At 46.5% G+C, this 24607-nt stretch carries 18 protein-coding genes; 6 read left to right on the forward strand and 12 right to left on the reverse strand.

All coding sequences use genetic code 11. The features are described from left to right. Nucleotides 1-267: 267 nt before the first annotated feature. The 3 genes from rny to GWR21_RS15615 all read left to right on the forward strand — a co-directional run bounded on the left by rny (nt 268) and on the right by GWR21_RS15615 (nt 3484). Nucleotides 268-1833, forward strand: a complete 1566-nt coding sequence (gene rny, locus GWR21_RS15605) for a ribonuclease Y (protein WP_162332647.1) — start codon at nt 268-270, stop codon at nt 1831-1833. 171 nt (nt 1834-2004) lie between these two features. Beyond that, nucleotides 2005-2598, forward strand: a complete 594-nt coding sequence (locus GWR21_RS15610) for a 3-keto-disaccharide hydrolase (RefSeq protein WP_162332648.1) — start codon at nt 2005-2007, stop codon at nt 2596-2598. A gap of 73 nt (nt 2599-2671) precedes the next feature. Next, nucleotides 2672-3484, forward strand: coding sequence for a purine-nucleoside phosphorylase (locus GWR21_RS15615; protein WP_162332649.1), 813 nt, complete (start codon nt 2672-2674; stop codon nt 3482-3484). A gap of 149 nt (nt 3485-3633) precedes the next feature. On the opposite strand, the gene scpB is transcribed toward GWR21_RS15615, so the two are convergent. From scpB to GWR21_RS15645, 6 genes are all read right to left on the reverse strand, one after another. Beyond that, nucleotides 3634-5007, reverse strand: coding sequence for an SMC-Scp complex subunit ScpB (gene scpB, locus GWR21_RS15620; RefSeq protein WP_162332650.1), 1374 nt, complete (start codon nt 5005-5007; stop codon nt 3634-3636). 157 nt (nt 5008-5164) lie between these two features. Next, nucleotides 5165-6055: an ATP synthase F1 subunit gamma gene (gene atpG / locus GWR21_RS15625; RefSeq protein WP_162332651.1), complete on the reverse strand. Its 891-nt coding sequence runs from the start codon at nt 6053-6055 to the stop codon at nt 5165-5167. Nucleotides 6056-6312: 257 nt separating this feature from the next. After that, entirely contained in the window at nt 6313-7224 is a 912-nt protein-coding gene (locus tag GWR21_RS15630; protein WP_162332652.1) for a WG repeat-containing protein, read from the reverse strand. A 126-nt stretch (nt 7225-7350) separates the two neighbouring features. Then, nucleotides 7351-7932: a DJ-1/PfpI family protein gene (locus GWR21_RS15635; protein WP_162332653.1), complete on the reverse strand. Its 582-nt coding sequence runs from the start codon at nt 7930-7932 to the stop codon at nt 7351-7353. Between the two features lie 212 nt (nt 7933-8144). Continuing rightward, nucleotides 8145-9758, reverse strand: a complete 1614-nt coding sequence (locus GWR21_RS15640) for a RagB/SusD family nutrient uptake outer membrane protein (RefSeq protein ID WP_162332654.1) — start codon at nt 9756-9758, stop codon at nt 8145-8147. A gap of 18 nt (nt 9759-9776) precedes the next feature. Continuing rightward, on the reverse strand, nt 9777-12767 hold the full coding sequence (locus GWR21_RS15645; protein ID WP_162332655.1) for a SusC/RagA family TonB-linked outer membrane protein: 2991 nt from the start codon (nt 12765-12767) through the stop codon (nt 9777-9779). A gap of 295 nt (nt 12768-13062) precedes the next feature. Between GWR21_RS15645 and GWR21_RS15650 the strand changes: the two genes are divergently transcribed. From GWR21_RS15650 to GWR21_RS15660, 3 genes are all read left to right on the forward strand, one after another. Next, nucleotides 13063-14385: a 3-keto-disaccharide hydrolase gene (locus GWR21_RS15650; RefSeq protein WP_202929098.1), complete on the forward strand. Its 1323-nt coding sequence runs from the start codon at nt 13063-13065 to the stop codon at nt 14383-14385. Between the two features lie 426 nt (nt 14386-14811). After that, the gene (locus GWR21_RS15655; RefSeq protein ID WP_162332657.1) at nt 14812-16581 is read left to right on the forward strand and encodes a DUF885 domain-containing protein; all 1770 of its coding nucleotides are present in this window, start codon (nt 14812-14814) and stop codon (nt 16579-16581) included. Between the two features lie 413 nt (nt 16582-16994). Beyond that, nucleotides 16995-17336, forward strand: a complete 342-nt coding sequence (locus GWR21_RS15660) for an MmcQ/YjbR family DNA-binding protein (RefSeq protein WP_162332658.1) — start codon at nt 16995-16997, stop codon at nt 17334-17336. Between the two features lie 337 nt (nt 17337-17673). Here GWR21_RS15660 and GWR21_RS15665 read toward each other — a convergent pair whose 3' ends face one another. From GWR21_RS15665 to eboC, 6 genes are all read right to left on the reverse strand, one after another. Continuing rightward, on the reverse strand, nt 17674-18465 hold the full coding sequence (locus GWR21_RS15665) for a sulfite exporter TauE/SafE family protein (RefSeq protein ID WP_162332659.1): 792 nt from the start codon (nt 18463-18465) through the stop codon (nt 17674-17676). A gap of 309 nt (nt 18466-18774) precedes the next feature. Next, on the reverse strand, nt 18775-19452 hold the full coding sequence (locus GWR21_RS15670; protein ID WP_162332660.1) for a DUF6992 family protein: 678 nt from the start codon (nt 19450-19452) through the stop codon (nt 18775-18777). A 326-nt stretch (nt 19453-19778) separates the two neighbouring features. Beyond that, nucleotides 19779-21149, reverse strand: coding sequence for an alkaline phosphatase family protein (locus tag GWR21_RS15675; protein ID WP_162332661.1), 1371 nt, complete (start codon nt 21147-21149; stop codon nt 19779-19781). Nucleotides 21150-21186: 37 nt separating this feature from the next. Then, nucleotides 21187-22410, reverse strand: a complete 1224-nt coding sequence (gene eboE, locus GWR21_RS15680; RefSeq protein ID WP_162332662.1) for a metabolite traffic protein EboE — start codon at nt 22408-22410, stop codon at nt 21187-21189. Continuing rightward, nucleotides 22397-23560: a 3-dehydroquinate synthase gene (locus tag GWR21_RS15685; protein WP_162332663.1), complete on the reverse strand. Its 1164-nt coding sequence runs from the start codon at nt 23558-23560 to the stop codon at nt 22397-22399. The genes eboE and GWR21_RS15685 overlap by 14 nt, the downstream gene beginning before the upstream one ends. Nucleotides 23561-23663: 103 nt before the next feature. After that, a complete protein-coding gene (eboC, locus tag GWR21_RS15690; protein WP_162332664.1) occupies nt 23664-24524 on the reverse strand; it encodes a UbiA-like protein EboC in 861 nt (286 codons plus the stop codon). Nucleotides 24525-24607 lie beyond the last annotated feature (83 nt).

A 24607-nucleotide genomic window follows, 5' to 3' on the forward strand; every position in this document is an offset into this window, starting at 1 on the left:
CACGAAAATATTTTGAAAAAGTAGATTAGCAGATAGTAACGTATTAAAATAAACCGACAACATACTACTAACATAATCAATGCTTTATCCACTTATCAATTACAGGAATCTTCTGTAAGTGCCCACACATCTGCATATCAGCTTATCATCCCGTCGTTTCGCACATTCTTTTTTGTATTTTCGCAAATCAAGTTCTCAACCCTCTACCTTTCCACGGAATGGGATACGGCCAGGAATGCAACATAAATCAAGTATTAAAAATTTTGTATGGAAGTTACTTTAATATCGACAATAGCCGCAGTAGTGGCATTGATCATAGGTATTTTATTAGGTAAGGTGATATTTGCCAAAAACACACAACATAAAATACAGGAAGCGGAACTGCAGGCACAGAAAATTGTAGCCGAAGGACAACTGACCGCTGAGAATCTGAAGAAAGACAGACTGCTGGAAGCAAAGGAAAAATTCCTGCAACTGAAAAGTGAACACGAGAAAGAAGTATTACAACGTAACCAGAAAATAGCTGACTCAGAAAATCGTATCAAACAGAAGGAACAGTCAGTAACGCAAAAAGCAGAAAATCTGCAGAAACAAATGCAGGAAAATGAAGCCATCAAGGAAAATCTGAACCGTCAGATGGAACTGGTAGCTGTTAAACGCACCGAACTGGAAAAACATCAGGAAGAGCATATCCGCCGCCTGGAAAAAGTAGCGGCCCTGACTGCTGAAGAAGCCCGCCACCAGCTGATCGAAAGCCTGAAAGAAGAAGCACGTTCCCAGGCCCTGTCACACATCCAGGAGATCATCGAAGATGCTAAACTGAAAGCGAACAAGGAAGCCAAGAAAATCATCATACAGTCTATCCAGCGTACTGCTGCTGAACAGACGATCGAAAACGCCATCACTGTATTCAACCTGGAAAGTGATGAGATCAAAGGACAGATCATCGGTCGTGAAGGACGTAACATCCGCGCTATCGAAGCTGCTACTGGTGTTGACCTGATCGTAGACGATACCCCTGAAGCTATCGTACTGTCTTCCTTCGACCCATTACGTCGTGAGATAGCCCGTCTGTCCCTGCAACGTCTGGTACAGGACGGCCGTATCCACCCTGCACGTATCGAAGAAGTAGTAGAAAAAACCAAGAAACAACTGGAAGAACAGGTAATGGATATCGGTGAAAGAACCGTTATCGAACTGGGGATCCATGGTCTGCATAAAGAACTGATCCGCCTGGTAGGTAAAATGCGTTTCCGCTCTTCCTACGGTCAGAACCTCCTGATGCACTCCAAAGAAACAGCTAACCTGTGTGCGGTAATGGCTGCAGAACTGGGTCTGAACCCTAAACTGGCAAAACGTGCTGGTCTGCTGCATGACATTGGTAAGGTACCTGATGAAGAAACTGAACTGAGCCACGCATTACTCGGTGCGAAACTGGCTGAGAAATATGGCGAGCACGCTGCTGTAGTAAATGCTATCGGCGCTCACCACGATGAAATGGAAATGCAATATGTGATCTCTCCGATCGTACAGGCCTGTGACGCCATCAGTGGTGCACGCCCAGGTGCCCGTCGTGAGATCATGCAGAGCTACCTGCAGCGTATCAAAGATCTGGAAAACCTGGCCCTCGCTCATGATGGTGTGGAAAAAGCATATGCTATCCAGGCCGGTCGTGAACTGCGCGTGATCGTTGAAAGTGATAAAGTAACTGATAACGATGCGGACCGTCTGTCTTTCGAGATCGCCAACAAGATCCAGACAGAAATGCAGTATCCAGGTCAGATCAAGGTAACTGTGATCCGTGAAAAGCGTGCTGTAAACGTAGCCCGCTAAACCGGCAACTGTAATAAACCTATTCTGAAAAGGCGTTCACTGTTGTGAGCGCCTTTTCACTTTTTATACCACTCCCCCTTTCTTCACTGGCATAAACGACATTCATTTCTTACATTTAAGGTAACACGTCACCTGGCTACTCCCGTAGCCACTAAAAACCGTTCTGAAAAAATGAAAAGACTCCTTTTGGCAGCTGCCCTTCTCATTGGCAGCCATTTCACGTTTGCACAGAAACAACAACTCTTTAATGGTCAAAATCTCGATGGCTGGAAAGTCTACGGTACAGAGAAATGGTATGTCGATAAGGGAACGCTGGTATGCGAAAGCGGTCCTGATAAAGAATACGGCTACCTCGCCACAGAACAGTCGTTTAAGAACTTCGAACTTACTGTCGAATTTAAACAGGAAGCTGACGGTAACAGTGGCGTATTTTTCCACTCTTCCATAGAGGGTACCAAGATCACCGGCTGGCAGGCAGAGGTAGCGCCGGCAGGTAGCCATACCGGTGGTATCTATGAATCTTACGGCAGGGGATGGCTGATACAGCCTGCTGCTGACAAAGAAAAATACCTGAAACAGGGGGAATGGAATACGATGAAGGTGATTGTCAAAGATAACCAGGTAACGACCATCCTCAATGGCCATGAAATGATCCGGCTGACTGATGAAAAGATTGGCGCTGCCGATGGGCAGATTGCCCTGCAGATCCATTCAGGTGGTGGCATTAAAGTGAGGTGGAAGAATATTTCCATTGTCACACTATAACACTGCAGGAATTAAGAATTACGAATTAGGAATTACCTTCGCGGCATCCAATTCGTAATTCTTAATTATTTATATGTTGTTAGAACAGATAAAAGAGGCCGTTTCTTTTCTGAAAGATCTTCAGCCGGCACGTGTAGGCATTGTACTAGGTACAGGCCTTGGCCAACTGGTTAGCCATATCAGGATTCAGAAAACTATCCCCTACCATGAAATACCTCACTTCCCTGAGTCTACTGTAGAATCACATAAAGGTCAGCTGATCTACGGACATATCGGTGATACGCCGGTGATCGCTATGCAGGGACGCTTTCATTATTACGAAGGCTATTCCATGCAGCAGATCACTTTTCCTATCCGTGTGATGAAAGCGCTGGGCATTCAGTACCTGTTACTGAGTAACGCTGCCGGAGGTATTAATAAAGCGTATACAAAGGGCGATATCGTGCTGCTGGATGATCATATCAATCTGCAGACGGATAATCCGCTACGCGGTCTTAATTCGCCTGATTTTGGCGCACGTTTTCCGGATATGAGTCGTCCGTACGATCCTGCGCTGGGGGAGATATTGCTGCAAGCAGCGGCCGCGTTAGGTCATAAAATGCATACGAACGGGGTGTATGCGGCGGTGACGGGTCCAAACCTAGAGACGCGTGCGGAGTATCGTTATCTGCGGACGATCGGAGCGGATATCGTGGGAATGAGTACTGTGCCGGAAGTGATCGTAGCGAATCAGTTGCAGTTGCCTTGTGCGGCGGTATCTGTGATTACAGATGAATGTGATCCGGATAACCTGCACCCGGTGTCGATAGAGGAGATCATTGCGGTGGCTGGAACTGCGGATAAGAAGCTGAGTGAGGTGTTTGCGGCAGTGGTGAGTAAGTTGTAAGTCTTAATGAGGTGAGGCTTTCTACGGCAAATGCAACTGGGTTTCAGTGGTACGATTAAGGGAAGTGCCATTTCCTGGATAAAGACCAACTAAAAAGCAGGATAATGAGTGTAATATCATCATCCTGCTTTTTAGTGTATACCTAGTGTTTATTTTTTGTTGTCCTCGTCGTCTTCTTCGTCCTCATCGTCCAGGTCATCCTCATCATCGAAGTCTTCATCTTCGTCAAAGTCTTCTTCTATATCGTCGTCGCTGGGACCTTCCTCATCTTCTTTGTTCCCATCTGTATCATCATTGTCATCGTCATCATCATCTTCTTCATCTTCCTCTTCATCATCTTCGTCATCCCAGTCCTCATCATCTTCTTCTTCATCTTCTTCTTCATCTTCTTCTTCATCATCCTCCTCTTCGTCATCTTCTTCATCGTCTCCTTTGGGACCCAGGTCAGCTGCTGATTCCATAAAGGCGGCCAGTTCTTCGTCAGTTGCGTATGCAACCTCTTCTTCCGGCTCTTCGGCAGCTGCCGGTACGCCGTCTTCCGGCTCTTCTTCCCCGGCGAGTGCTTCGTCTATTGACGGAATACCGGTAGCGGCAATGACGCTGTTATTTTTATCGTCGTCGTTATCGTCTTCTTCCGTATGGATGGTATCGTCTGTAATTGTAGCAGTATTGTCTTCTGATCCAGTAGTGGTGGTTTCCGTTTCCTCATCATTTGTTACAGGGATCACTTCATCATCAAATGGCAGGAAGAGTTTCGCCTGATGTACGGATGGTTTTTCGGTTTCTTCCGCGTCAGCTACCGGAATATCGGGTTCGTTTGAAGGAGCGGTATGACCATTCAGACCTGACTGAGGGCCTTCGCCATCGGGGTTCTCCTGTTCCACCAGCTCACCAGTTTCGGAAACGACCATATTGCGGCCATCTTCTTCATCGGTACTGTTTTCCAGTCCGATGAGCGTTGGCTGAATACTTTCGTCATCAAATACCTCTTTCAGTTTAGGCAGATCTTTGGGCGAGTTAAGTCCAAAGTAGTCCATGAAAGCTTTGGAGGTAGCATATAATAATGGTTTACCAGGCAGGGTTTCGCTGCGGCCGGTAATCACAATCAGTTCTTTTTCAAGTAGTTTCTGAATGGAGTAGTCAGTACTTACACCACGGATATGCTCTATTTCACCTTTAGAGATGGGTTGTTTGTAGGCAACGATCGCCAATGTCTCCAGGGCGGCAGTAGAGAGGCGTTTCAGGAATTTGTCACCGTTCAGCTGTGCGACGGTCTGATAGTATTCTTTTTTTGTCAGGAACTGATAACCGCCACCGCTTTCTTTTACCTCAAAGGCATAGAATTCGGTGCTATATTTTTCCTTGATAGCTTCCAGGGCGGCCTCCACCTGTTCGAGGGTGGCCCGGTCTTCCAGGAACGCGAGGGCATTATTCAGCAGGTCAAGTATTTCCAGCAGTGGCAAAGGTTTGTCTGCGGCAAATATCAGCGATTCAATATGCGGTATGATCTGTGAAATTTCCATGGTGCGGTTTTCAGTGTCCGGTATCCGGTGCAGAAAAGGGCAAACCCTTTACCACGCCTGCAAAACAAAAAAGTCAAAGGCCGAAAATACAGCCTTTGACCCTTATGAAGAAATCAAAATCTTTCGATGTTAATTCGGTGTGTATAAGTTATCTGGATCAACCTTCCAGCGCAGCTGCACCACTCACGATCTCAGTCAGTTCGGTTGTAATTGCCGCCTGACGTGCACGGTTGTAAGATATCTTATAACTACGTAACAGTTCGTTTGCGTTTTCAGTTGCTTTATCCATCGCAGTCATACGCGCGCCGTGCTCAGAAGCGTTAGCATCCAGCATCGCTTTGTACAGCTGTGTATTGAGGATCTTAGGCATCAGTTCAGCGATCAGGGCTTTCTTCTCTGGTTCGAAGATGAAGTCTGCACGACCTTCGCTGGCATTTGCATTTGCGTTTTCCACACGTGCTACCGGCAGGAACTGTTCAGCTACAAAACGCTGAGTAGCAGCGTTTTTAAACTCACTGTAGATGATCTCAACAGCGTCGTAGTCGCCGTTGGTGAAACCTTCCATTGCAAATGCAGCGGCCTGTTTTACGTGATCGAAGTCCAGGTGAGCGAACAGCTGCCAGAACTTATCGTTCAGTTTATAACCATTCTTTGCAAAATGCTCATACCCTTTTTTACCGATAGGCAGTATTTCAACATGGCCTTTTTCAAACTGCTCCTCGTATTTCTCGCGGATCACCTGTTTAGCCGTTTTGATCAGGTTGGAATTGTAAGCGCCACATAATCCTCTGTCAGATGTAATCACTATCAGCAGTACCTTTTCTACAGGACGCTGAGCAGCCAGAGCCAGATCGATGCTTCCTTCGCTGTTGGAAACGATGTTCTGCAACATTTCCTGCAGTTTCAGGGCATAAGGACGCATCAGCAAGATAGCATCCTGTGCACGACGCAGCTTGGCAGCACTCACCATTTTCATGGCTTTTGTGATCTGCAGGTTAGACTGTGTAGATTTTATACGGTTGCGAACTTCTTTAAGCTGACCGGACATAATGTTTTATGTATTACTTTATTTTGAATGTAAATTAGACCCGTTGGGGTTTTCGAATTTGGCTGCAAAGGTAATAAAAAACATGTCTAATACCGCACGATGATATGAGAGTTTGTAATTTTTTGGGGGAGTAGTGGTGGTGGGGGCCAGGGCAATTAGTATAGCCAGCCCTCACAGAGGAACCATATCCCCTGCTACAAGCATCCCCTAAAAAAAAAGCACCGGAGAAACCCCCGGTGCCCTAAAAAAATCTTCCCTTATCTATGCGCTTCGGGCAACGCCGGCGCCATTTCAGGCCACGTCTCATTCCCCTCCTTATCTACATATCCAACCCTGCCGTTCAATCTGATCATTCCCTTCCCCTTTGTATACGTATACGCCTTATCGTACTTCTGCGGTATCACCATCTGATTCTGCTTATTGATGAACCCATATTTTTTTTCCGTCGCCACAGCCACCATACCTTCATTAAAATTCCCTACCCAGTCATAAGACAGCGGTATCACCAGCTCCCCATCCATATTAATAAAGCCAAACTTCTTATTTTGTCTTACCCAGGCCATTCCATCCCGGAATGGTCCTACTTTCTCATACGGCGTCATCACCACCTTCCCCTTCACCAGGTCGGCCCGGCCACACTGCCCATTGATATACACCAGCATCGTACCGTTGGAAACAAATCCAAGACGCTCATACTCAGGCTTCAGCACCATTTTACCCTGCGGATTTATAAGGCCATACTTCCCGTTCAGCAATACAGACACATAGCCATCCCTGGCATTATTCACATCGTCATACTTCGGCGCCACCAGCTCTTTACCTTTATTATCAAGCATGCCCGTTTTGCCATTGGCCTTCACCATATGGAAACGGCCTTCTTTTACCCAGGCAGAGTCATATTTTAATGAGGAGGTCTTACCATTAGGTAACAGATATCCCGTCTTTTTGCCTTTTCTGACGATTGCCAGTCCTGCCTTAAAAGGACCAATAGCATCATATACAGGCGCAACGATCACTTTACCAGCGGTATCAGCAAAACCGTATTTACCGGCTTTTTCAATCTTTACAAGAGAAAGGGTGTCGTCCCCGGCTTTGGGGGCAGACGGCGCCTGAGCATAGCCCATGATGGCAGAAAATAGCAGACTCACAAGGATAGGACACTTTTTCATAGGTAGCAGGTTATACTACCCAAAAATAAAAAAAATGAGGCATTTTAATATAATAAATATGTAAACACCTCATTGGCATGTATCAGGCAGGTATGATAATCAGATCATTGGAAGGAAATAAAGTCTCTACAGCATTATTTTGGTACCTAATACCTTCAGAAAGGCGGCGATCCATTGCGGATGGGCCGGCCAGGCAGGCGCCGTTACCAGGTTACCATCTGTGACTGCTTCGTCGATGTTGACAGCTGCATAAGTACCTCCCGCCATTGTCACCTCCGGGGCCACTGCCGGATAGGCGGTCAGGTTCTTACCGCGCACCACATCCGCAGCTGTAAGGATCTGTATACCATGACAAACAGCCGCAATCGGCTTATCGGCTGCGGCAAACTGTCTTACGATGTCAAGGACCTTCGCATTTAGCCGCAGATACTCCGGCGCACGGCCTCCGGCAATCATCAGCGCATCATAAGAAGAAACCTGTACGTCTGAAAAAGAAGCATTCAGCACAAAATGATGCCCACGTTTTTCACTGTAGGTCTGATCACCCTCAAAATCATGTATCGCCGTAATGATCTTGTCGCCGGCAGCTTTATCCGGACAAACCGCATGAACAATATGTCCTACCATCTGCAGCATCTGAAATGGCACCATTGTTTCATAATCTTCTGCATAATCTCCCGTGAGAAAGAGGATCTTTTTTTGTGACATCTGTGTGGATTTTTGGGTAATGTGTGATGATATTCGTTGTCTTCCTGTGAAGTCTCTAAAGTTAATAAAAAAAAGACTCCGGTAGTATGATGTCTATACTACCGGAGCCATGATTATTGATGAGGGATCGTTGCGTCTTTGTCAGTTAACCTGATCGTTGCCATCAGGCAATACGAAAACAATGCAAAAGAAAGAGCCGGTGATGCGCAGCATCAATAACCCGGATTCTGCGGAAACTCGTTGCTCGTTCTGTCTATCTGGTCCTGTGGAATCGGACGTAGCTTGTGCTTATCCTCTATGTTCGGACCACCCTGCGGATTATGTAAACGTACACGCTCCAGCAGTTTGTTCGTACGCTTCAGGTCAAACCATTGCTGTTGCTCTCCTACCAGCTCACGACCACGTTCGTCCAGGATAAAATCCAGTGTCAGCTGCGCTGCTGAAATTTTCATCGCTTCTCTATGGGCATGTGTTTCTTCTGCCGTAGCGCCTATACGCGCTGACCGCATACGCAGGGTATTGATATAGTCAACCGCCTGTGCTGTAGCTCCTTTGTACATCAGTGCTTCTGCAGCGATAAGATAATCTTCTGCCAGCCGGAATGCAATGAATGGACGCACGCCGGAAGCCTGGTTGTCCGGACGTAGCGCGTCGGCAAATTTATTCAGCGATGGATATAAACGTTCGGTATAATTACGTGGGGGTACCAGCTGATAATTCTTACTGGCGATGAGTGCATCCGGCACATCATATCCCGGCATGAACACAGAAGTATCCCCTATTTTCAACTTCGCACTGCCTGCATTGGCGAACCATACTGATGTGAAGAATTTCTCGTAACGCGTATCATTCACACGGTCGGCATACAATGTATCCAGCAGGAACTTTGTAGGGCGGAAACGCTTCCATGGTGTACCATTCGCCAGATCACGTTTCATACCACCGAGTACATCATACTGCATCAGAAAGAAACGACAGGCGTTGTTGTCACCGGAATTATACAAGGCATCATTGGTAAATTGTACGGCCCAGATAGTCTCTGCGTTGTTCTCCTTTCCCTGTGCCCATACCTGTCCTACGTCAGGTAACAATGACATGCCATAGTTTGTGATCACCTTTGTGGCATATGCTGCTGCACTATCATAATCATTTGCGCCTTTTGCTTCTGATGTGGCACGCGTAAGATATACTCTTGCCAGCAGATGCTCTGCCGCAGGCTTGGTAGCACGTCCCCATTCTGTCTGAGTATTAGGTAATGTCTGTGCTGCGTAGTTCAGATCTGCAATGATCGCATCATAAATAGCAGGAATAGGATCACGGTGTGCCTCTGTAACAATCTCCGTATTTTCTGTCAGTCGTAAAGGTACGGCTCCGAATAACTGTAACAGTACAAAGTAATAATTCGCGCGGCAGAAACGGGCTTGTGCTACACCCAGACGCTTTGCCACGCTATCCAGATCGGGTACATTATCAGCCCTGCCTACCACCGCATTGGAAGTATTGATAGACTGATAAAAAGCATTCCATATTTCTCTGAGATGTGCGTAACGACCATCCAGTTGTGAAGTGTATTGATTGGCAAATTTGAAATCACCATCAGAGCCATTGGTATAGGTATCCGTACCAAACACAGTCACTGTCATACCACGTTCCGTACTATAGAAACTACGCAAACCTGCATAACTACCATTAACAGCTGTAGCAAATCCTGAAGGCGTATTATAGAAACCATCTGTCACCGAAGAAACCACTTCTTCATCCAGCATCTTATTGCATCCTGTAGCAATGCCTACACATAAGAGCAGGTACAAGCATATATTTTTCATAACCGATTTTTTATTGCATTAAAAAGTAGCATTGACACCAAACTGTAACATCCAGGTAGCCGGCGCATCTACACCGATCACGTTCACATCTTCCGGATCTATACCTTTATATTTCTGTCTGTAAGGTGCAAGTATCAATGGTTGTTTTACATCTACAGAGAAGCGCAATGCTTCCATCTGCCAGCGTTTCATGATACTCTTGGGCATAGAATAACCCAGTGTGATATTGCGGATCTTAAAGAATGAGCCGTCGAAATAACTCAGGGTATTGTAGTTATTAGGACGCTCCTGATTGGCGTTCGGACGAGGGAAAGCGTTCGTAGGATTTGTAGGTGTCCAGTAATCTACATCCAGGTTATTATAACGGCCGAAGAGGGTATTAAAAGTGGAATAAAAATCACTCTTTACGGCACTTCCCATACGAGCAAAAGCAACTACAGAGAGATCAAGCCCCTTGTACGAAAAACGTTGCGTCATACCGCCTGACCATTTAGGCTGAGGTGCGCCCAGGATGGTACGGTCTTTATCGTCCAGCTTCTTGTCATTATTGAGGTCCGCCAGCTGAATTTCACCCTGGTGTTGCTTATATACCTGCGCAGCTGCTTCGTCCTGCCAGATGCCTACTTTTTTATAGTCGTAGTATACATAGGTCGGACTTCCTACAAACCAGCCGTTACCAACGTCCTGTGTCTTTCCTTCTCCCAGCGCCAGGATCTTCTCACGGTTCATATAGAAGTTGACATCCATTGTCCAGGAGAAGCCGCTTTTAGTTTCGACGTTAACAGTAGATAAGCCGATCTCAATACCCTGGTTCTGCGTTACGCCGGTGTTTTCCAGTACATAGTCAACCCCATTGCTGAATGGCAGGAAACGCTGGAGTAACAGGTCGGTGGTCTTCTGTTTGTATACATCGATGCTACCACTTACGCGGCCTTTGATGACACTGAAGTCCAGACCGATGTTGGTAGAAGCAGTGGTTTCCCATGTCAGATTAGGGTTGCGCAGCAGGATAGGAGAAAAGCCGGTGGCGCCTTTGTTACCAAATGAGTAGGGCGTACGACCAAGTAGTCCCTGCGTGGCATATGGCGGGATGCCGGTATTACCGATGCGGCCATAGCTACCGCGTAGTTTAAGGTTATCAACCCACGATACACCTTTCATAAACTCTTCACTGGTGATATTCCAGCCCAGCGCTACAGAGGGGAAATAACCCCATTTATGGCCGGGTGCGAAACGGGAGGAACCATCTGCACGTAAGGTCAGTGTCACCAGGTAACGATCATCAAAACCATAGTTCACACGTCCCATGTAGGAAAGGATGGTCCATGTTCCCAGCTGACTGCCGATGCCGGTTACATTGGCTGCCTGTCCGAGGTTGTAATACTCCTGCCACTCTACGGGAATACCTCTTACAGAAGCGGTAGACGTATCCTCCCGCTGACGTTGTACACTATAAAGTCCTGTAACGTTCAGTGCGTGTTTACCGAAAGTCTTGTTATAGGTCAGCAGGTTTTCAACCGTATAGGCCCATACGAACTGTCCCTGTTTACTCGCAGTAGCATCACCGCCACCGATGAGCAGATCAGTATTCTTTTTTCCCTGGAATAAACCATAGTTGTTCTGCATCACATCAGTGCCGACGTTCAACCGGTATTTAAGTCCGTCGAACAGTGACACTTCTCCATACAGACTATTAAAGAACCGGATGTGACTCAGTCTTTCTACACGATTTCCCTTTTCATAATCCAGCAGTGCGTTGGGTTGCTGGTTATCGGCTGTAGGGTAGGTGATCAGCTTACCGGAGGCATCAAACGGATCAGCAATGGGCAGCATCTTAAGTGATGCGCTCATACCATTGTACGTACCGCCTTTACGCATACTATATGTAGCGAGAGAGGAGGCGCCGATCTGGATGCGTTTACCGATCATCTGGTCAACAGCAATATGTAAGTTGTAACGCTCATAACTTTGTAATTCCAGTACGCCCTGGTCTTTGAAATAACCACCGGTCACAGCATACTTTGTTGTTTCCGTACCACCACTTACGCCCAGTGCATGGCGGGTTTGCCAGCCCTGGCTCAGCATGAGCGACTGCCAGTCGGTGTTCACCCCTTTTTTGATATTGGCGATCTCTGTAGCGGTGAATATTTTAGCGTCAGATGCGTCAGGATTGTTATCGTCGTACAGACCAGCAGCGCGGTTAGCTTCTCTTTTCATGGCGAGGTACTGCTGACTATCCATCATATCCGTTTTACCCAATGTATTTATAATGCCGTACATACCACTGTAGGTCACCTGAGGAGCAGCGATCCTTCCTTTACGGGTGCTGACCAGTACGACACCGTTTGCACCGCGGGAACCGTAAATAGCTGTGGCGGAGGCGTCTTTTAAGACATCCATGGAGGCGATATCTGATGGATTGATATCATTAAGGTTACCTGCGAAAGGGATACCGTCTACTACATAAAGCGGGTCATTACCGGCGGACAAAGATCGTGTTCCCCTGACCCTTACCCGGGGCTCATCTCCCGGTTTGTTACTGTTGTTCAACACATCGATACCGGGTGTTCTTCCCTGCAATGCCTGCTGGGCATTGGTAACAGGTACTTCCATAATGGCTTTACTGTTAATGGAGGAAATGGATCCGGTGATATCCTTTTTCTTTTGCTGACCATACCCGACTACAACAACTTCATCGAGTTTCTTTTGATCTTCTTCAAGTTTTACGTTGACTTCCCCCCTGTTATTCACAGGTACTTCCTGCTGGAGGTAGCCGATAAAAGAGATAACTAATGTAGCGGTGCCCGGTGCCTGTAATTTGTAGGCGCCCATCACATCGGTGACGGTACCGGACTTTTGTCCTTTGATAGCGACTGATGCCCCGATGACCGGGTTTCCATCAGGTCCGGTAACTTTACCGCGGATAGGAACTGACTGGGCACGGATAAATGTGCCCCAAAGCAGCAGGCATAGCAGGATGGCGCCCACTTTCGATAACGTGTTCTTCATACGTAGAATTTTAATTTTGTAACAGAATACACCTCCCTGAAAAGCAATCACTTATGTTTTTCATCAGGTTTTTCTAACGTGAATTTCAGGGCATGGGGTCATACAAGTTAAGCAGATTAGTTATAAATTGCAAACGATTGCATTAAATCAACATCAAATAATGCCGCTTATCATAAAAATGATGCAATCGGTTGAATAAATAATTATCATTAACTACTTTTAAGAGTACTTTAGGTCTATGGTTATGAAAAACACGTTATTAGTATGCAGTGCCATGCTCATAAGCAGCTTCACTATGGCTCAGAAGAAGGCGGAATGGCATAATTTGTTTAATGGAAAGAATCTGGATGGCTGGAAGGAAGTGAATGGTACTGCAATCTATGATGCAAAGAACGGGATGATTACAGGTACATCAGTCTCCGGAAGCCCAAACTCCTTTCTTGCTACTGAAAAAGACTACGGCGATTTTATCCTCGAACTGGAATTGAAACTGGATGCAGCGATGAACTACGGTATACAGTTCCGTAGTGAAAGCAAGCCCGATTACAATAATGGCCGTGTACACGGTTATCAGATGGAGGTAGATCCGAGCGACCGCGCATGGAGTGGTGGCATATATGACGAAGCCCGTCGTGGCTGGCTATACCCACTGGAGCTCAATCCGGCTGCAAAACCGGCCTTTAAGAAAGATGGCTGGAACAAATACCGTATCGAGTGCCGTGGCGCTGAGATCCGTACCTGGGTCAATGGCGTACCTTGTGCCCATGTGATCGATGATATGACACTAAAAGGTTTCATCGCATTACAGGTGCATCAGATCTATAAAGAAGACGATAAAGGCAAACAGATCCACTGGCGCAATATTCGCATCATGGAAAATCCGGCGCCTTCTCAATACTCTCCCTACGACAAGATCTTCGTTGTTAATAACCTGCCAAACAACATATCTGCCCAGGAAAAGAAGAATGGCTTTACCCTGTTATGGGATGGCAAAACTTCCGAAGGCTGGCGCAGGGTGAACCAGGATAAGTTCCCTGCTACTGGCTGGGGCATCGAAAACGGTGAGCTCACTATCCATCAGTCTAATGGCGATGAAATGGGTTCAGGTGGCGATATTATTACCACAAAAGAATTTGGTGCTTTTGAACTGGAATTCGATTTTAAACTGACTGAAGGGGCGAACAGTGGTGTGAAATACTTTGTAAAAGAAGACTACGACACCAAAGGTAAATCAGCCATCGGACTTGAATATCAGGTACTTGATGATGAACGTCATCCGGATGCCAAGCTGGGGCGTGATGGTAACAGAACGTTATCTTCTTTGTACGACCTCATCACAAGGAAAAATACCGACCTGAATAAAGCTGCTATAAAGAAGATTGGAGAATGGAATAAAGGACGTATAATTGTATTTCCCAACAATCATGTGGAACATTGGTTGAATGGCTTCAAAATGCTTGAGTACGAAAGAGGGTCCAAGGAATTTAAAGAACTGGTAGCAATTAGTAAGTATAAAAACTGGAATAACTTCGGACTCTGGCCAGAAGGACACATATTATTGCAGGACCACGGCAACACAGTGTCATTTCGTAGTATAAAAATCAAAAATTTAAGATAGATTAACAATTTGTAGTTGTTAATTAAACTAATTTTGCATTCGTTTGCTGGCTTGTCCATGCAGACGGGTTGATAGAAGTAACCTCCGTATACAGGCTTTGTGCGACAGATATCACACGGAATCAATTACTTGCTAATATAGTAAGGTCTCCTTACAGCGATATCAACCGATTAAAGAGTTTTCATTGTTCACTGTTCTATATAAAACATTCCGATTCTTCGGAGTGTTTTTTTTATGTTTATTCCGTCCTGCGGACAATCATTTGAGCTGACTGGCACCGTGCGTAAGGCTATCATCCACGGAATTCCGATATAAGCCAATGCTTTTATAAGCTAAGCCGGAAGCTGCATCTGCCATATTCATGATGCTTAAGCGCACCTGACATACGAACACTTACATTATATCAACATCATCTAATCGCTCAACATGCTAAAGAAAAACTACGCCCTGTTGCTGGCCATCACCGTGTTCTCAGCCGCCTGTTCCGGTCCGGACAAACACACTGCCGGCTCCTCCGGTACAACGGATTCACTCCATCAGCTTGTCCAGCATTACTATGACGAAAAAATGGAACTATTCCCCATGGAAGCTACCATGAATGGCGAACACCAGTTTGACGGTCTGCTACAGATCGACATCAGCGAAAGTTTCCGTTCCAGACTAGACAGCTTCTATACACGTTATCAGGCTGCCCTCCAGGGCCTTGATACTGCTGCTCTTAATGAAAATGATCTGATCAGTTACGCAATGCTGCAAAGAGAGGTGACGACCGGCAGGGAAGGTCTCCGGTTTCCAGACAACCTGATGCCTATCCAACAGTTCTGGGGACTGACACTCACACTGCCGCAATTCGGTTCTGGTACAAGCGCACAGCCGTTTAAGAACAAAGCAGATTATGAAAAGTTCATTCAACGTATGAAAAGCTTTGCAGCCTGGAGTGATACTGCTATTGCAAACATGCGTCGCGGTATGTCTCTTGGATATGTATTACCTAAAGCACTAGCTGTAAAAGTAGTACCACAACTGGCCGACCTGTCAAAGAAAGATACCAGCAACGTATTCTATACACCACTACGTATGCTTCCTGCCGATCTGGACACAGCTGCACAACGCTCACTTCGTACTGCCTACACTGCCGCGATAGAAGAATATGTGCTGCCCGCATATGCAAAACTGCATACATTCTTTGTAAAGGAATATATTCCCAGGGCACGTACCTCCAGCGGGATCGATGCACTTCCCAATGGAAAGGAAATGTATCAGTATCTCATCCGGTACTGGACAACTACCGACCTGGCGCCCGACGAGATATTTGCTACTGGTGAAAGCGAGGTGGCCCGTATCCGGAGAGAAATGGACTCCGTGAAGAACAGTACCGGTTTTACGGGTGATCTGCCTGCTTTCTTCAACTTCATCCGGACTGATAAACAATTTAAAATATTCACGATGCCTTCGCAGGTACTGGACTCATTCAGGAGCATCGAACAGAAGATCATGCCAGGTGTAAGACAACTCTATGGACATCTGCCAAAAACCAAATTTGAGATCCGTCAGACGGAAGCATTCCGTGCGGCTTCTGCCAGTGCGGAATATATGCCCGGAGCAGCAGATGGTAGTCGTCCTGGCGTGTTCTATGTACCTATACTCGACGCCAAGGCGTTCAATTACACCGGTATGGAATGCCTTTTCCTGCATGAAGCCATTCCCGGACACCATTTCCAGACGTCCATCCAGCAGGAAAATGACTCCCTGCCGAAATTCCGCCGCTTTACCTGGATCGGTTCCTATGGAGAAGGGTATGCGCTCTATTGCGAAGGACTGGGTCGGGAACTGGGACTTTATACGAATCCCTACAGCTACTTCGGTCACCTGTCCGACGAGATACACCGCGCTATCCGCCTTGTAGTGGATGTAGGCTTACACGCAAAAGGCTGGACACGTGAGCAGGCTATCAAATACATGATGGACAATGAGCCTTTAAGCGAGCAGGAGGCCGTAGCGGAAATAGAACGCTATATGGCCATACCGGGCCAGGCATTGTCCTACAAGATCGGCGAACTGAAGATCAGGGAACTGAGGGGGAAATACAGCCAAACTACTGGTTTCAGTATTAAAGATTTCCATGATGAATTGTTAAAAGATGGCTGCGTACCGCTGAGTGTACTGGCAGAAAAAATGGCCAGAAGGTTCAAATAACAGCGTAGTCTATATAGCATAGTCGATAGGGAATAGCCACTAACTCATTGCATTTTTTTAAACTATGAGTATTTTGGTATTTATTGCCTGTGGACTATTCATTTATATACTTGTCTGAATCAGTTGTTAATGAAAAATATACATCCCGCTTTGGGAAAAGATACTTAAATTTATAGTGGGAATACTTTGTTTGAATCAGGGAAACCTTAAAGGGGTTAAGTTGGTTACTAACTAGCTATATACTACTAACACAACATATCCGGAACAGACCTGCATGTCTGGCAAAAGCTGGAGTAAGAAGACAACTCAACAAACCTTTTACCATTAATTGTTGTTTCTTTTTTTCGATTGAGCTTTTATATTTTCCACTCAACGATTTTTTAAACTTTTAAGCTGCCAGTATTATGTTTGACATGACCCTTAATTACTGTCTCGCATTTCCTGCTGTAACACAGGAAGAGAAATGGGACGAAGACCTGCGGTTCTCTGTGGGAGAAAAGCTCTTTTGCATGATCAGCAAATCAGCACCGCACCAGGTTTCCTTAAAATGCCGGCTGGAGGACTTTCATCGCCTTATTTCACAGCCCGATATCGTGCCTGCTCCTTACCTGGCGCGTTATCACTGGGTACAGATCAAGTCACTTGATACACTTCCAGTGCCGGTTTTACAATCATTATTACAAAATGCGTATGACCTGGTAGTAAGTACATTACCACCTGAAGAACGAACGCAAATACTCAAAGAAAGAGTATAAGACATCAGAAGATGTATCGGTGCTGTTAACAGACATGACGTTTTACATAAAGCGCCTGGCAGCGCCTAAGAATCCATATAACACAAAAGAGGCTACAGTTATGCTGTGGCCTCTTTTGCGTTTATATGTAAAGAAATATGGTGGTATTCATTAACTGCGTTTCGGTCATTACGTACAATCAGGTGAACAACGTTCTTCACAGCTGTTCATCGTTGCGCAACCATCCATGCTGTTAGAGGAGATAGTCATGTATACATTAAAAGCGGTCGCCCTGAAACAATTTCAGGGCGATCGCTTTTTCACATGACAATCTTTTCAACCAGATTATAAGTATGTTCTACTTCATCAACGTATAGATAATATCATATACACCGAACAGGATCAACGTGCAGGCAAACAGTTTCTCCAGCAAAGGTGATTTCATCTTTACGGCTGTTTTTGCCCCCAGGTAAGAAGATGGGATCGCGGTCAGTGATAATAATAATGCAATGTTCCAGTCAATATGTCCCAGCCACCAGTGTGCAATGGCACCTGGTAATGCCAACAGGGCTGACAGTAAAATAGAACAGGCCAGTGCCTGCTTAATAGGCATGTGCAGTCGCTTGATAAAAAAAGAACTGAACAATACACCACCCGCATTCGCCAGTAAACCAGCTAACAGACCGATACCCATTGATGCGAATACGATCATCTTATAATGACTCGCCGTGATCTCTTCTGTCGCAGGCGTTTCATCGACAGTTTTCTTTCTTAGAAAAGAGATCAGCAAAGAGCTCCCGATAGATACGATAAATACGGCGGTCATGATCATCAGTGTTTTACCCGGCAGGAACTTACTTAGCCATGCACCCACCAGTGTCGCAGGAATACCGAATAAAGCACCCAGGATAATCACCTTACGATTGAATAACTTCTGACGGCTATACACCGTCGTGGCAGAAATAGTACTGGTAATAGCTGCAGGCAATGGCGATGCCAGCGCATAAAACGGATTGACGCCCGCAAATATCTGCAGCGCAGGTGTACTGACTGCGCTACCTCCTTTGCCCAGTAAACCGGACAGGTAGCCCACGATAAGGCCAATGATTAAAACGACCATGTAATCGGTCTGTTGTAATAATGTGAACATAGACTTCCTTCAGCAAACAGGCCTGGTGTTAAGGCTAAGCCGGCTTAAATAAAATGATGGTTGGTATATAGTGAATTACAGGTATCCTTGTCTTTGTTACATCGATGCTAATAGAAGGACACCCCAAAAGTACAGTGCTGTAGCGGGTCTAACAAAATTAGGACCCCCATGGGGTCATTACTAAAAGTTATTGGGGATAACTATAGGTAATAATTTTGACAGTAGCGGCTTAGACCTGCCTATAACCTATAAAGCCTACTAAATCTATGATTTGAATAAAATCACTATAAATAGCCAAAACAGCGCTTTTTACCACTGATAGACCATTCCGGCACCTCCCGGAGCCACGGTTAGCTGAAGCTGCTCAAAGCGGCTAAACAACCCTTTGCCCTGGTGATGATGGAGTGTGAAGTTAATTCCGTCAAATAACAGCAGAAATGCCCCCTGCATGATCAGGGAATTACCATACCCTTTCCAGCGGTCATGCCCTGTTCCCATCAATTTCGTTTTACCATGTTCGCGCATGAATAATCCACCTGCCATATACGCCAGGTCGAGCGCACCATTTACCAGGAAGATCTTCTCGATCTTATGCTGCTCATTCACACTACCCTGCCAGTTATATTTTCCCGGGTCCAGCCGCCGGTTGCCCAAATAGCTGGCGGCCGCAATTCCCATGTTCACTACGCCCCACACTGCATTCATCCGATGAAAGTACTTTGCTTCGCCACCTGCAGTACTGTTGCCGATCAGTCCCGTAGCCAGATTGGCCACACCCCAGCCGCCCAGTACCAGCATCGCCGTTTTAGTGCTGTTGATACGCTTTTGATTATACGAATACAGGTAAGTCGTATCCTGCGCACTGGCCGTAACGGTCAGCAACAGTAATATCATCACCAGCAGATGCCTTACAGCACAGGCACCCAATAAACGTGAATCCTGACTAACGGCTTTAAGCATAGCGGCTTTCCGGAAGATTGTAATCATACTAACCATCATGGTGATTATCGTTTTTACTGTTAAAAAATAAGTCTGCATTTTATCATGCACTCCAGGTAAACAAGTAAGTCCCCTTCACGGTTCGAAGGCAGTCACAGGATATTCACCTTACTGACACAATGTTAGCAAGTTTATCACAGTTATTTTAAACGAAGTATACAGCCACAAACGTAAGTATACCTAAACGCAGACATACAGTGACCAGGTGGAGGGAAACAGGCCAGGCGCCGCCTGATATTGACCGGATACAGATAACAAAAAAAGGCACCCGCTATCTGCGAATGCCTTTTGTCAATATGATTAACCTTCTTACGCTACTTCCCATTCAACGCATTCCAGATCACCCCATAAACGTCCGTTGCAGCCAGTTCCTGCCCCGCAGGTACCGTATTGGATATCAGAACAGGGTGGAAGGATTTATCTTCGGAAATACGCCCGTGAGAGCCTTTTATGAGGGTAGCATCCAGCGGGATCACATTCATAAGGTAACGGAAGCCCAGTTTTTTCTTTAACAACTTAAAACCGGCTTTCAGTTTGATCAGCGGATCTGCCGGATTCATAAACATCTCTACCGGGTCATACCCCGGCTTACGGTGAATGTCTACCAGCCTTGCAAAGTCAGGTGCTCTTGCGTCATCCTGCCAGTAGTAATAGGTGAACCAGCTGTTGGCATCTGCTACCAGTATCAGCTCGCCGCTACGGCTATGGTGCATGTTATGTTTACGCTTACCTTCCCTGTCCAGCACCAGCTCGACACCCGGAGTGTTCTCCACAATGCTGCGCACTTTCTTGTACACTGACGGATCATTCACGTACACATGCGCTATCTGGTGATCGGCTACTACAAATGCTTTGGAAGCGGCTGCATCCAGCAGTTCCGTTCCTCTTTCCACTCTCACTGCTATCAACCCTTCTTCACGGAAGCGGCGGTTCAGGTGAATGGGGTTATTCACATTTGTGATCCCATATTCGGATAAGATGATCACCTCGGTGTGCTTCTTCTCATAAAACTCCACCAGTTGTCTACACACGGCATCGATCTCACCCAATTCCTTGCTGATGCGGGAGAAGTCCTGTCCGAACTTCTGCAGGCAATAATCCAGGTGTGGCAGGTAGATCAGTGTCAGCGTTGGATCATACTTGTTATCCGTCCAGATGGATGCATCAGCGATCCACTGGGTAGAACGGATGTTGGCGCCCGGTCCCCAGAACTGGAACAATGGGAATGTACCCAGTTCGGCCTGCAGCTCATCACGCAGGGATGCAGGATGTGCATAGCAGTCCGGCGCCTTACGGCCATCGGATAAATACTGTGGGCGTGGCGTTACAGAATAATCGGCGGTGGAGTACATGTTATACCACCAGAACATTTTCGAGCAGGTAAAGGATGGGTCAAGGCGTTTGGCCTTATCCCAGATCTTAGGAGCTTCTACGAGTTTATTGGACTGCTTCCAGAATTTGATCTCACTATCCTGCCGGTCATACCATCCATTGCCCACAATGCCATGCTCCGCAGGCCATTGGCCGGTTACATAGGTGCTCTGCACTGCTGTAGTCACAGCAGGCACCATCGGTTTTATGGTGGATAAATGCTTTCGCCTGATATACTCCTGCAGGAAAGGTGTATGTACACCTATCAGGGAGGAAGAGAGACCTACTACATCAATAACAACTGTTTTTTTCATGATTGTGGCGCCATTAGGATATGGGTTCAAAACTATATTACATGACAGGCAATTCCAACTGTTGTAATACCCAGCGCAGTTCTCTTGATACCGACTTATCCATCGGTACTTTCAGTTCCGCAGGCAATACATCCCAGGTATATGTTTCCACTTCCAGGTGCTGGGTAAATGGTTGTTTCCGTTGCAATTGCAATACTTTCTCTATATCTGAACGTGTAGAGGACAATACGCCGTAACTATCAATAAACACTGGTACATGGAAATGTGAACGCCACTCTTCTACTGCGGGATTCGCTGCATCTTCCAATGCCTGCGGCAGATCGGGATAATGCAGGTAACCATCTGCCTTGCGGGCAATGACCTGGTGCAGATAGGTTGGTTCGTTGAATTCCCTGAATACGTTCACTACTGCTTCACGCGCTTTCACATCTGCCGGCATTAACGCCTTCAGTGCGGCACTGATCTGCAGTTTACCTACCTTCAGTCCATGCTGCTGTAACTGTTGAAGTATATTCTCTGCGGATTCATATACCAGTGCGAAGTGACACACATCATAACACAATTGCACATGATTCCTTATAGCTGTCGCTGCTGCTGCTGCGGTCATGCCAAATTTATCCTCCAGGAACGGAATACCCAGTGGCAGTAAGTAATGCAGATACCAGTCCAGGAACTCCTGTGTATTCTCCATCATGCCATCCGGCTCCGGCTCAATATCCAGGTGCATGGACGGGCCACCGCTCCGGTGAATGCGTACCAGCTGTTCCACTACCTGCAGTATATGCAGTGTAGTTGTTTCCATGATCGCTGCCTTTTCTGTTTCACAACGTACATGCCATAGCTTATAGGAAAGTGGCGCTGTTGAAATGCCTCCTTCCATACCTTCCGGCAGTAACGACGCCAGCAAACGGAATAAACGGATCGTATAGAATACACGGTCTGACGTAGTCCAGTCAGGCGTGTGCACATGATCTTTTACTACAGTATGATGGAAGCCTCCGTAAGGGAAGCCATTCATGGTAAACACATAACAATCCTGTGCTTTCAGCCAGGATTTGAACTCGTCCAGTGCCCCTTCCTTACTCAGCTCCAGACTGGCTGTATTAGACAACCGTAAGCCAATTCCGAAAGGTTTATCAGGAGACACTTCCTGCTTTACGGCAGGCACATACTGTTGCAGCTGTGCGAAATGTGCACTCCAGTTCTCACCCGGATGGATGTTCGTACAATAGGTTATATGAGAATGATCAGATAGTTGCATAATTCGCTTTTATATGCTGTACAGCTTCGTTCAGTAACATTTCGTCTATCACGTGTACTTCTGCACCTACACCGATCGCTTTCAGGAGACAGATAGTCAGGCGGCCTCCCAGGTGCTCACGGAACTCCTGTAGGCCTTTAATAACTGGTGATGGTGTACCCTCTTTCATTTCCAGCAACTCGTGATATACGGGCAACTGCAACTTCACCAGCAGGTCAACGATCCTTTGCGCAGCGGCAGTATCGATCCATCCTAACAGGGAGGAGTATACGCTATCTACGGCAATACCTATTGACACCGCTTCACCATGACGTAATGCAAAGTCGGTCAGTTGTTCGAGTTTATGGGCACTCCAGTGACCGAAATCAAGCGGACGTGAAGAACCGCTTTCAAACGGATCGCCGCTACTACCGATATGCGCCATATGCAGTGCCGCACACCTGTATACCAGTTCCTCCATTACGGCCAGGTCGTTACCAACCAGTGCTGCTGCATTTGCCTCCAGCCATTCGAAGAAAGAAGCATCTTTTATCAACGCTACTTTCACTGCTTCTGATATACCGGAGCGCCAGTCTTTTGCAGGCAGGGTCGTCAGGAACTGTGCATCATTAAACACAGCTGCGGGCGGCGCAAAGGTGCCAAGGAAGTTCTTCTTTCCTCTGTAATTGATACCATTCTTCACGCCTACTCCTGAATCATTCTGTGATAATACAGTGGTTGGTATACGGATATGACGTACCCCTCTGTGAGACACGGCTGCCACCATTCCTACCAGGTCCAGCACGGCACCACCGCCGATCGCTACAATAAAGGAATGACGGTCTATGCCCTGACTGTCTACCAGATCTATCAAACGATAAAAAAGGTCCTGGTCATTTTTGCAGGCCTCACCACCCGGCACAAGCACCACCTCACCTGCGAGTTTGAATCCTTCTATCTGCTGTAAGTATGTTGAAATTTCTGTTGCCAGCGCCGGATGCGCTTTCGCTACGCCGTCATCTACTATAAAGAGTAACTTCTTGGTAAGTCCGGACGTGATCTGAGAAGTCAGGTAGTTTTTGAACTCCGTGTTGGTTGGATTAAAAAGGTAACGGGTAAAAAAAACCTTAAAAGAATAATCTACACTAAAAGTCTGTTGAATACAATCCATGGATAATCGCTCTGGTGTTTCGTTTAATGAATCGTCTAAGCGGCCGTTAAAGTACAAATTTAATTGCTATTGACGAATTGCGAGTGACGAGCGGGAAGAAGGATCAGGTCACTGCAAATGCCTTTGCCATCAATATGGACAATGGCAGCAGGATCAATACCAGTAAAGCGTGCGGAAAAGTGGAGAAAGCGGCTACCCAGGCGGCGTTCATGGCGACCAGCGCAATGATGCCCCCTTTAACTGCTTTCCCTATATTAGGACCTGTAGGGTCTTTGATCGCATTGAATAATGGCAGATTGATCATAATGGCGAACAGCACGATAAATGGTATGGCAGCCACGATATGACCATTCAGTGCGGCCAGTGCCAGTATAGTACCATAGACCAGCGCATAACAGATAGCTGTCATACGCAGTGTGCGTGTATTGCCCCCGTGTACTTCTCCCCGGCTGATAGCAGTCACTGCTGCAATATATAATACCGGGATAAGTCCTATCCACCAGTACTTATGTAAGGCAGGCACGACCATGCTGATCCCCATGAGGAGGTTTAGTCCCCGGCACAGCCCCATATTGACTGGTCCCCAGGGCAGATGTTTTCCCCATTTGTCATATACCAGTGCACTGATAGCAATGCCCAGTGCCAGGTATCCTGTGACACGGCCTACTGTAAAGGCGGCCAGTATCCCTACCAGTAACAGGTAACTACCCAGTACAATGGCCTGGGTTTTAGAAATGACACCACTGGGTATAGGACGTTCAGGACGTTCTACTTTATCAAGTTCCGCATCCATCACATCATTGAACACCACGCCACCACCATATAGACCGATCGTTGCGAGACACATACATACAACAGGCAATAAGTGGTCAAGATAATTGGCCACTTCAGAACCCAGGAAACCGGAAATAGCGATCCCAGCCAATATATCAGCCACAGCTGTGACTATGTTGGCGGGGCGCATTAAACGTAAATATCCTATTAACTTGCTTACTATATAATTCACCGGGCTCGGGTTTTCTTCAAGCAGGCAATACCATACACGGG

The organism is Chitinophaga agri (assembly GCF_010093065.1).
Classification (GTDB): Bacteria; Bacteroidota; Bacteroidia; order Chitinophagales; family Chitinophagaceae; genus Chitinophaga; species Chitinophaga agri.

Bases quoted from the DNA above. Each gene is read 5' to 3' on its own strand.
- rny (WP_162332647.1), top strand. From the start codon at position 268: ATGGAAGTTACTTTAATATCGACAATAGCCGCAGTAGTGGCATTGATC.
- GWR21_RS15610 (WP_162332648.1), top strand. From the start codon at position 2,005: ATGAAAAGACTCCTTTTGGCAGCTGCCCTTCTCATTGGCAGCCATTTC.
- GWR21_RS15615 (WP_162332649.1), top strand. From the start codon at position 2,672: ATGTTGTTAGAACAGATAAAAGAGGCCGTTTCTTTTCTGAAAGATCTT.
- scpB (WP_162332650.1), bottom strand. From the start codon at position 5,007: ATGGAAATTTCACAGATCATACCGCATATTGAATCGCTGATATTTGCC.
- atpG (WP_162332651.1), bottom strand. From the start codon at position 6,055: ATGTCCGGTCAGCTTAAAGAAGTTCGCAACCGTATAAAATCTACACAG.
- GWR21_RS15630 (WP_162332652.1), bottom strand. From the start codon at position 7,224: ATGAAAAAGTGTCCTATCCTTGTGAGTCTGCTATTTTCTGCCATCATG.
- GWR21_RS15635 (WP_162332653.1), bottom strand. From the start codon at position 7,932: ATGTCACAAAAAAAGATCCTCTTTCTCACGGGAGATTATGCAGAAGAT.
- GWR21_RS15640 (WP_162332654.1), bottom strand. From the start codon at position 9,758: ATGAAAAATATATGCTTGTACCTGCTCTTATGTGTAGGCATTGCTACA.
- GWR21_RS15645 (WP_162332655.1), bottom strand. From the start codon at position 12,767: ATGAAGAACACGTTATCGAAAGTGGGCGCCATCCTGCTATGCCTGCTG.
- GWR21_RS15650 (WP_202929098.1), top strand. From the start codon at position 13,063: ATGGCTCAGAAGAAGGCGGAATGGCATAATTTGTTTAATGGAAAGAAT.
- GWR21_RS15655 (WP_162332657.1), top strand. From the start codon at position 14,812: ATGCTAAAGAAAAACTACGCCCTGTTGCTGGCCATCACCGTGTTCTCA.
- GWR21_RS15660 (WP_162332658.1), top strand. From the start codon at position 16,995: ATGACCCTTAATTACTGTCTCGCATTTCCTGCTGTAACACAGGAAGAG.
- GWR21_RS15665 (WP_162332659.1), bottom strand. From the start codon at position 18,465: ATGTTCACATTATTACAACAGACCGATTACATGGTCGTTTTAATCATT.
- GWR21_RS15670 (WP_162332660.1), bottom strand. From the start codon at position 19,452: ATGATTACAATCTTCCGGAAAGCCGCTATGCTTAAAGCCGTTAGTCAG.
- GWR21_RS15675 (WP_162332661.1), bottom strand. From the start codon at position 21,149: ATGAAAAAAACAGTTGTTATTGATGTAGTAGGTCTCTCTTCCTCCCTG.
- eboE (WP_162332662.1), bottom strand. From the start codon at position 22,410: ATGCAACTATCTGATCATTCTCATATAACCTATTGTACGAACATCCAT.
- GWR21_RS15685 (WP_162332663.1), bottom strand. From the start codon at position 23,560: ATGGATTGTATTCAACAGACTTTTAGTGTAGATTATTCTTTTAAGGTT.
- eboC (WP_162332664.1), bottom strand. From the start codon at position 24,524: ATGCGCCCCGCCAACATAGTCACAGCTGTGGCTGATATATTGGCTGGG.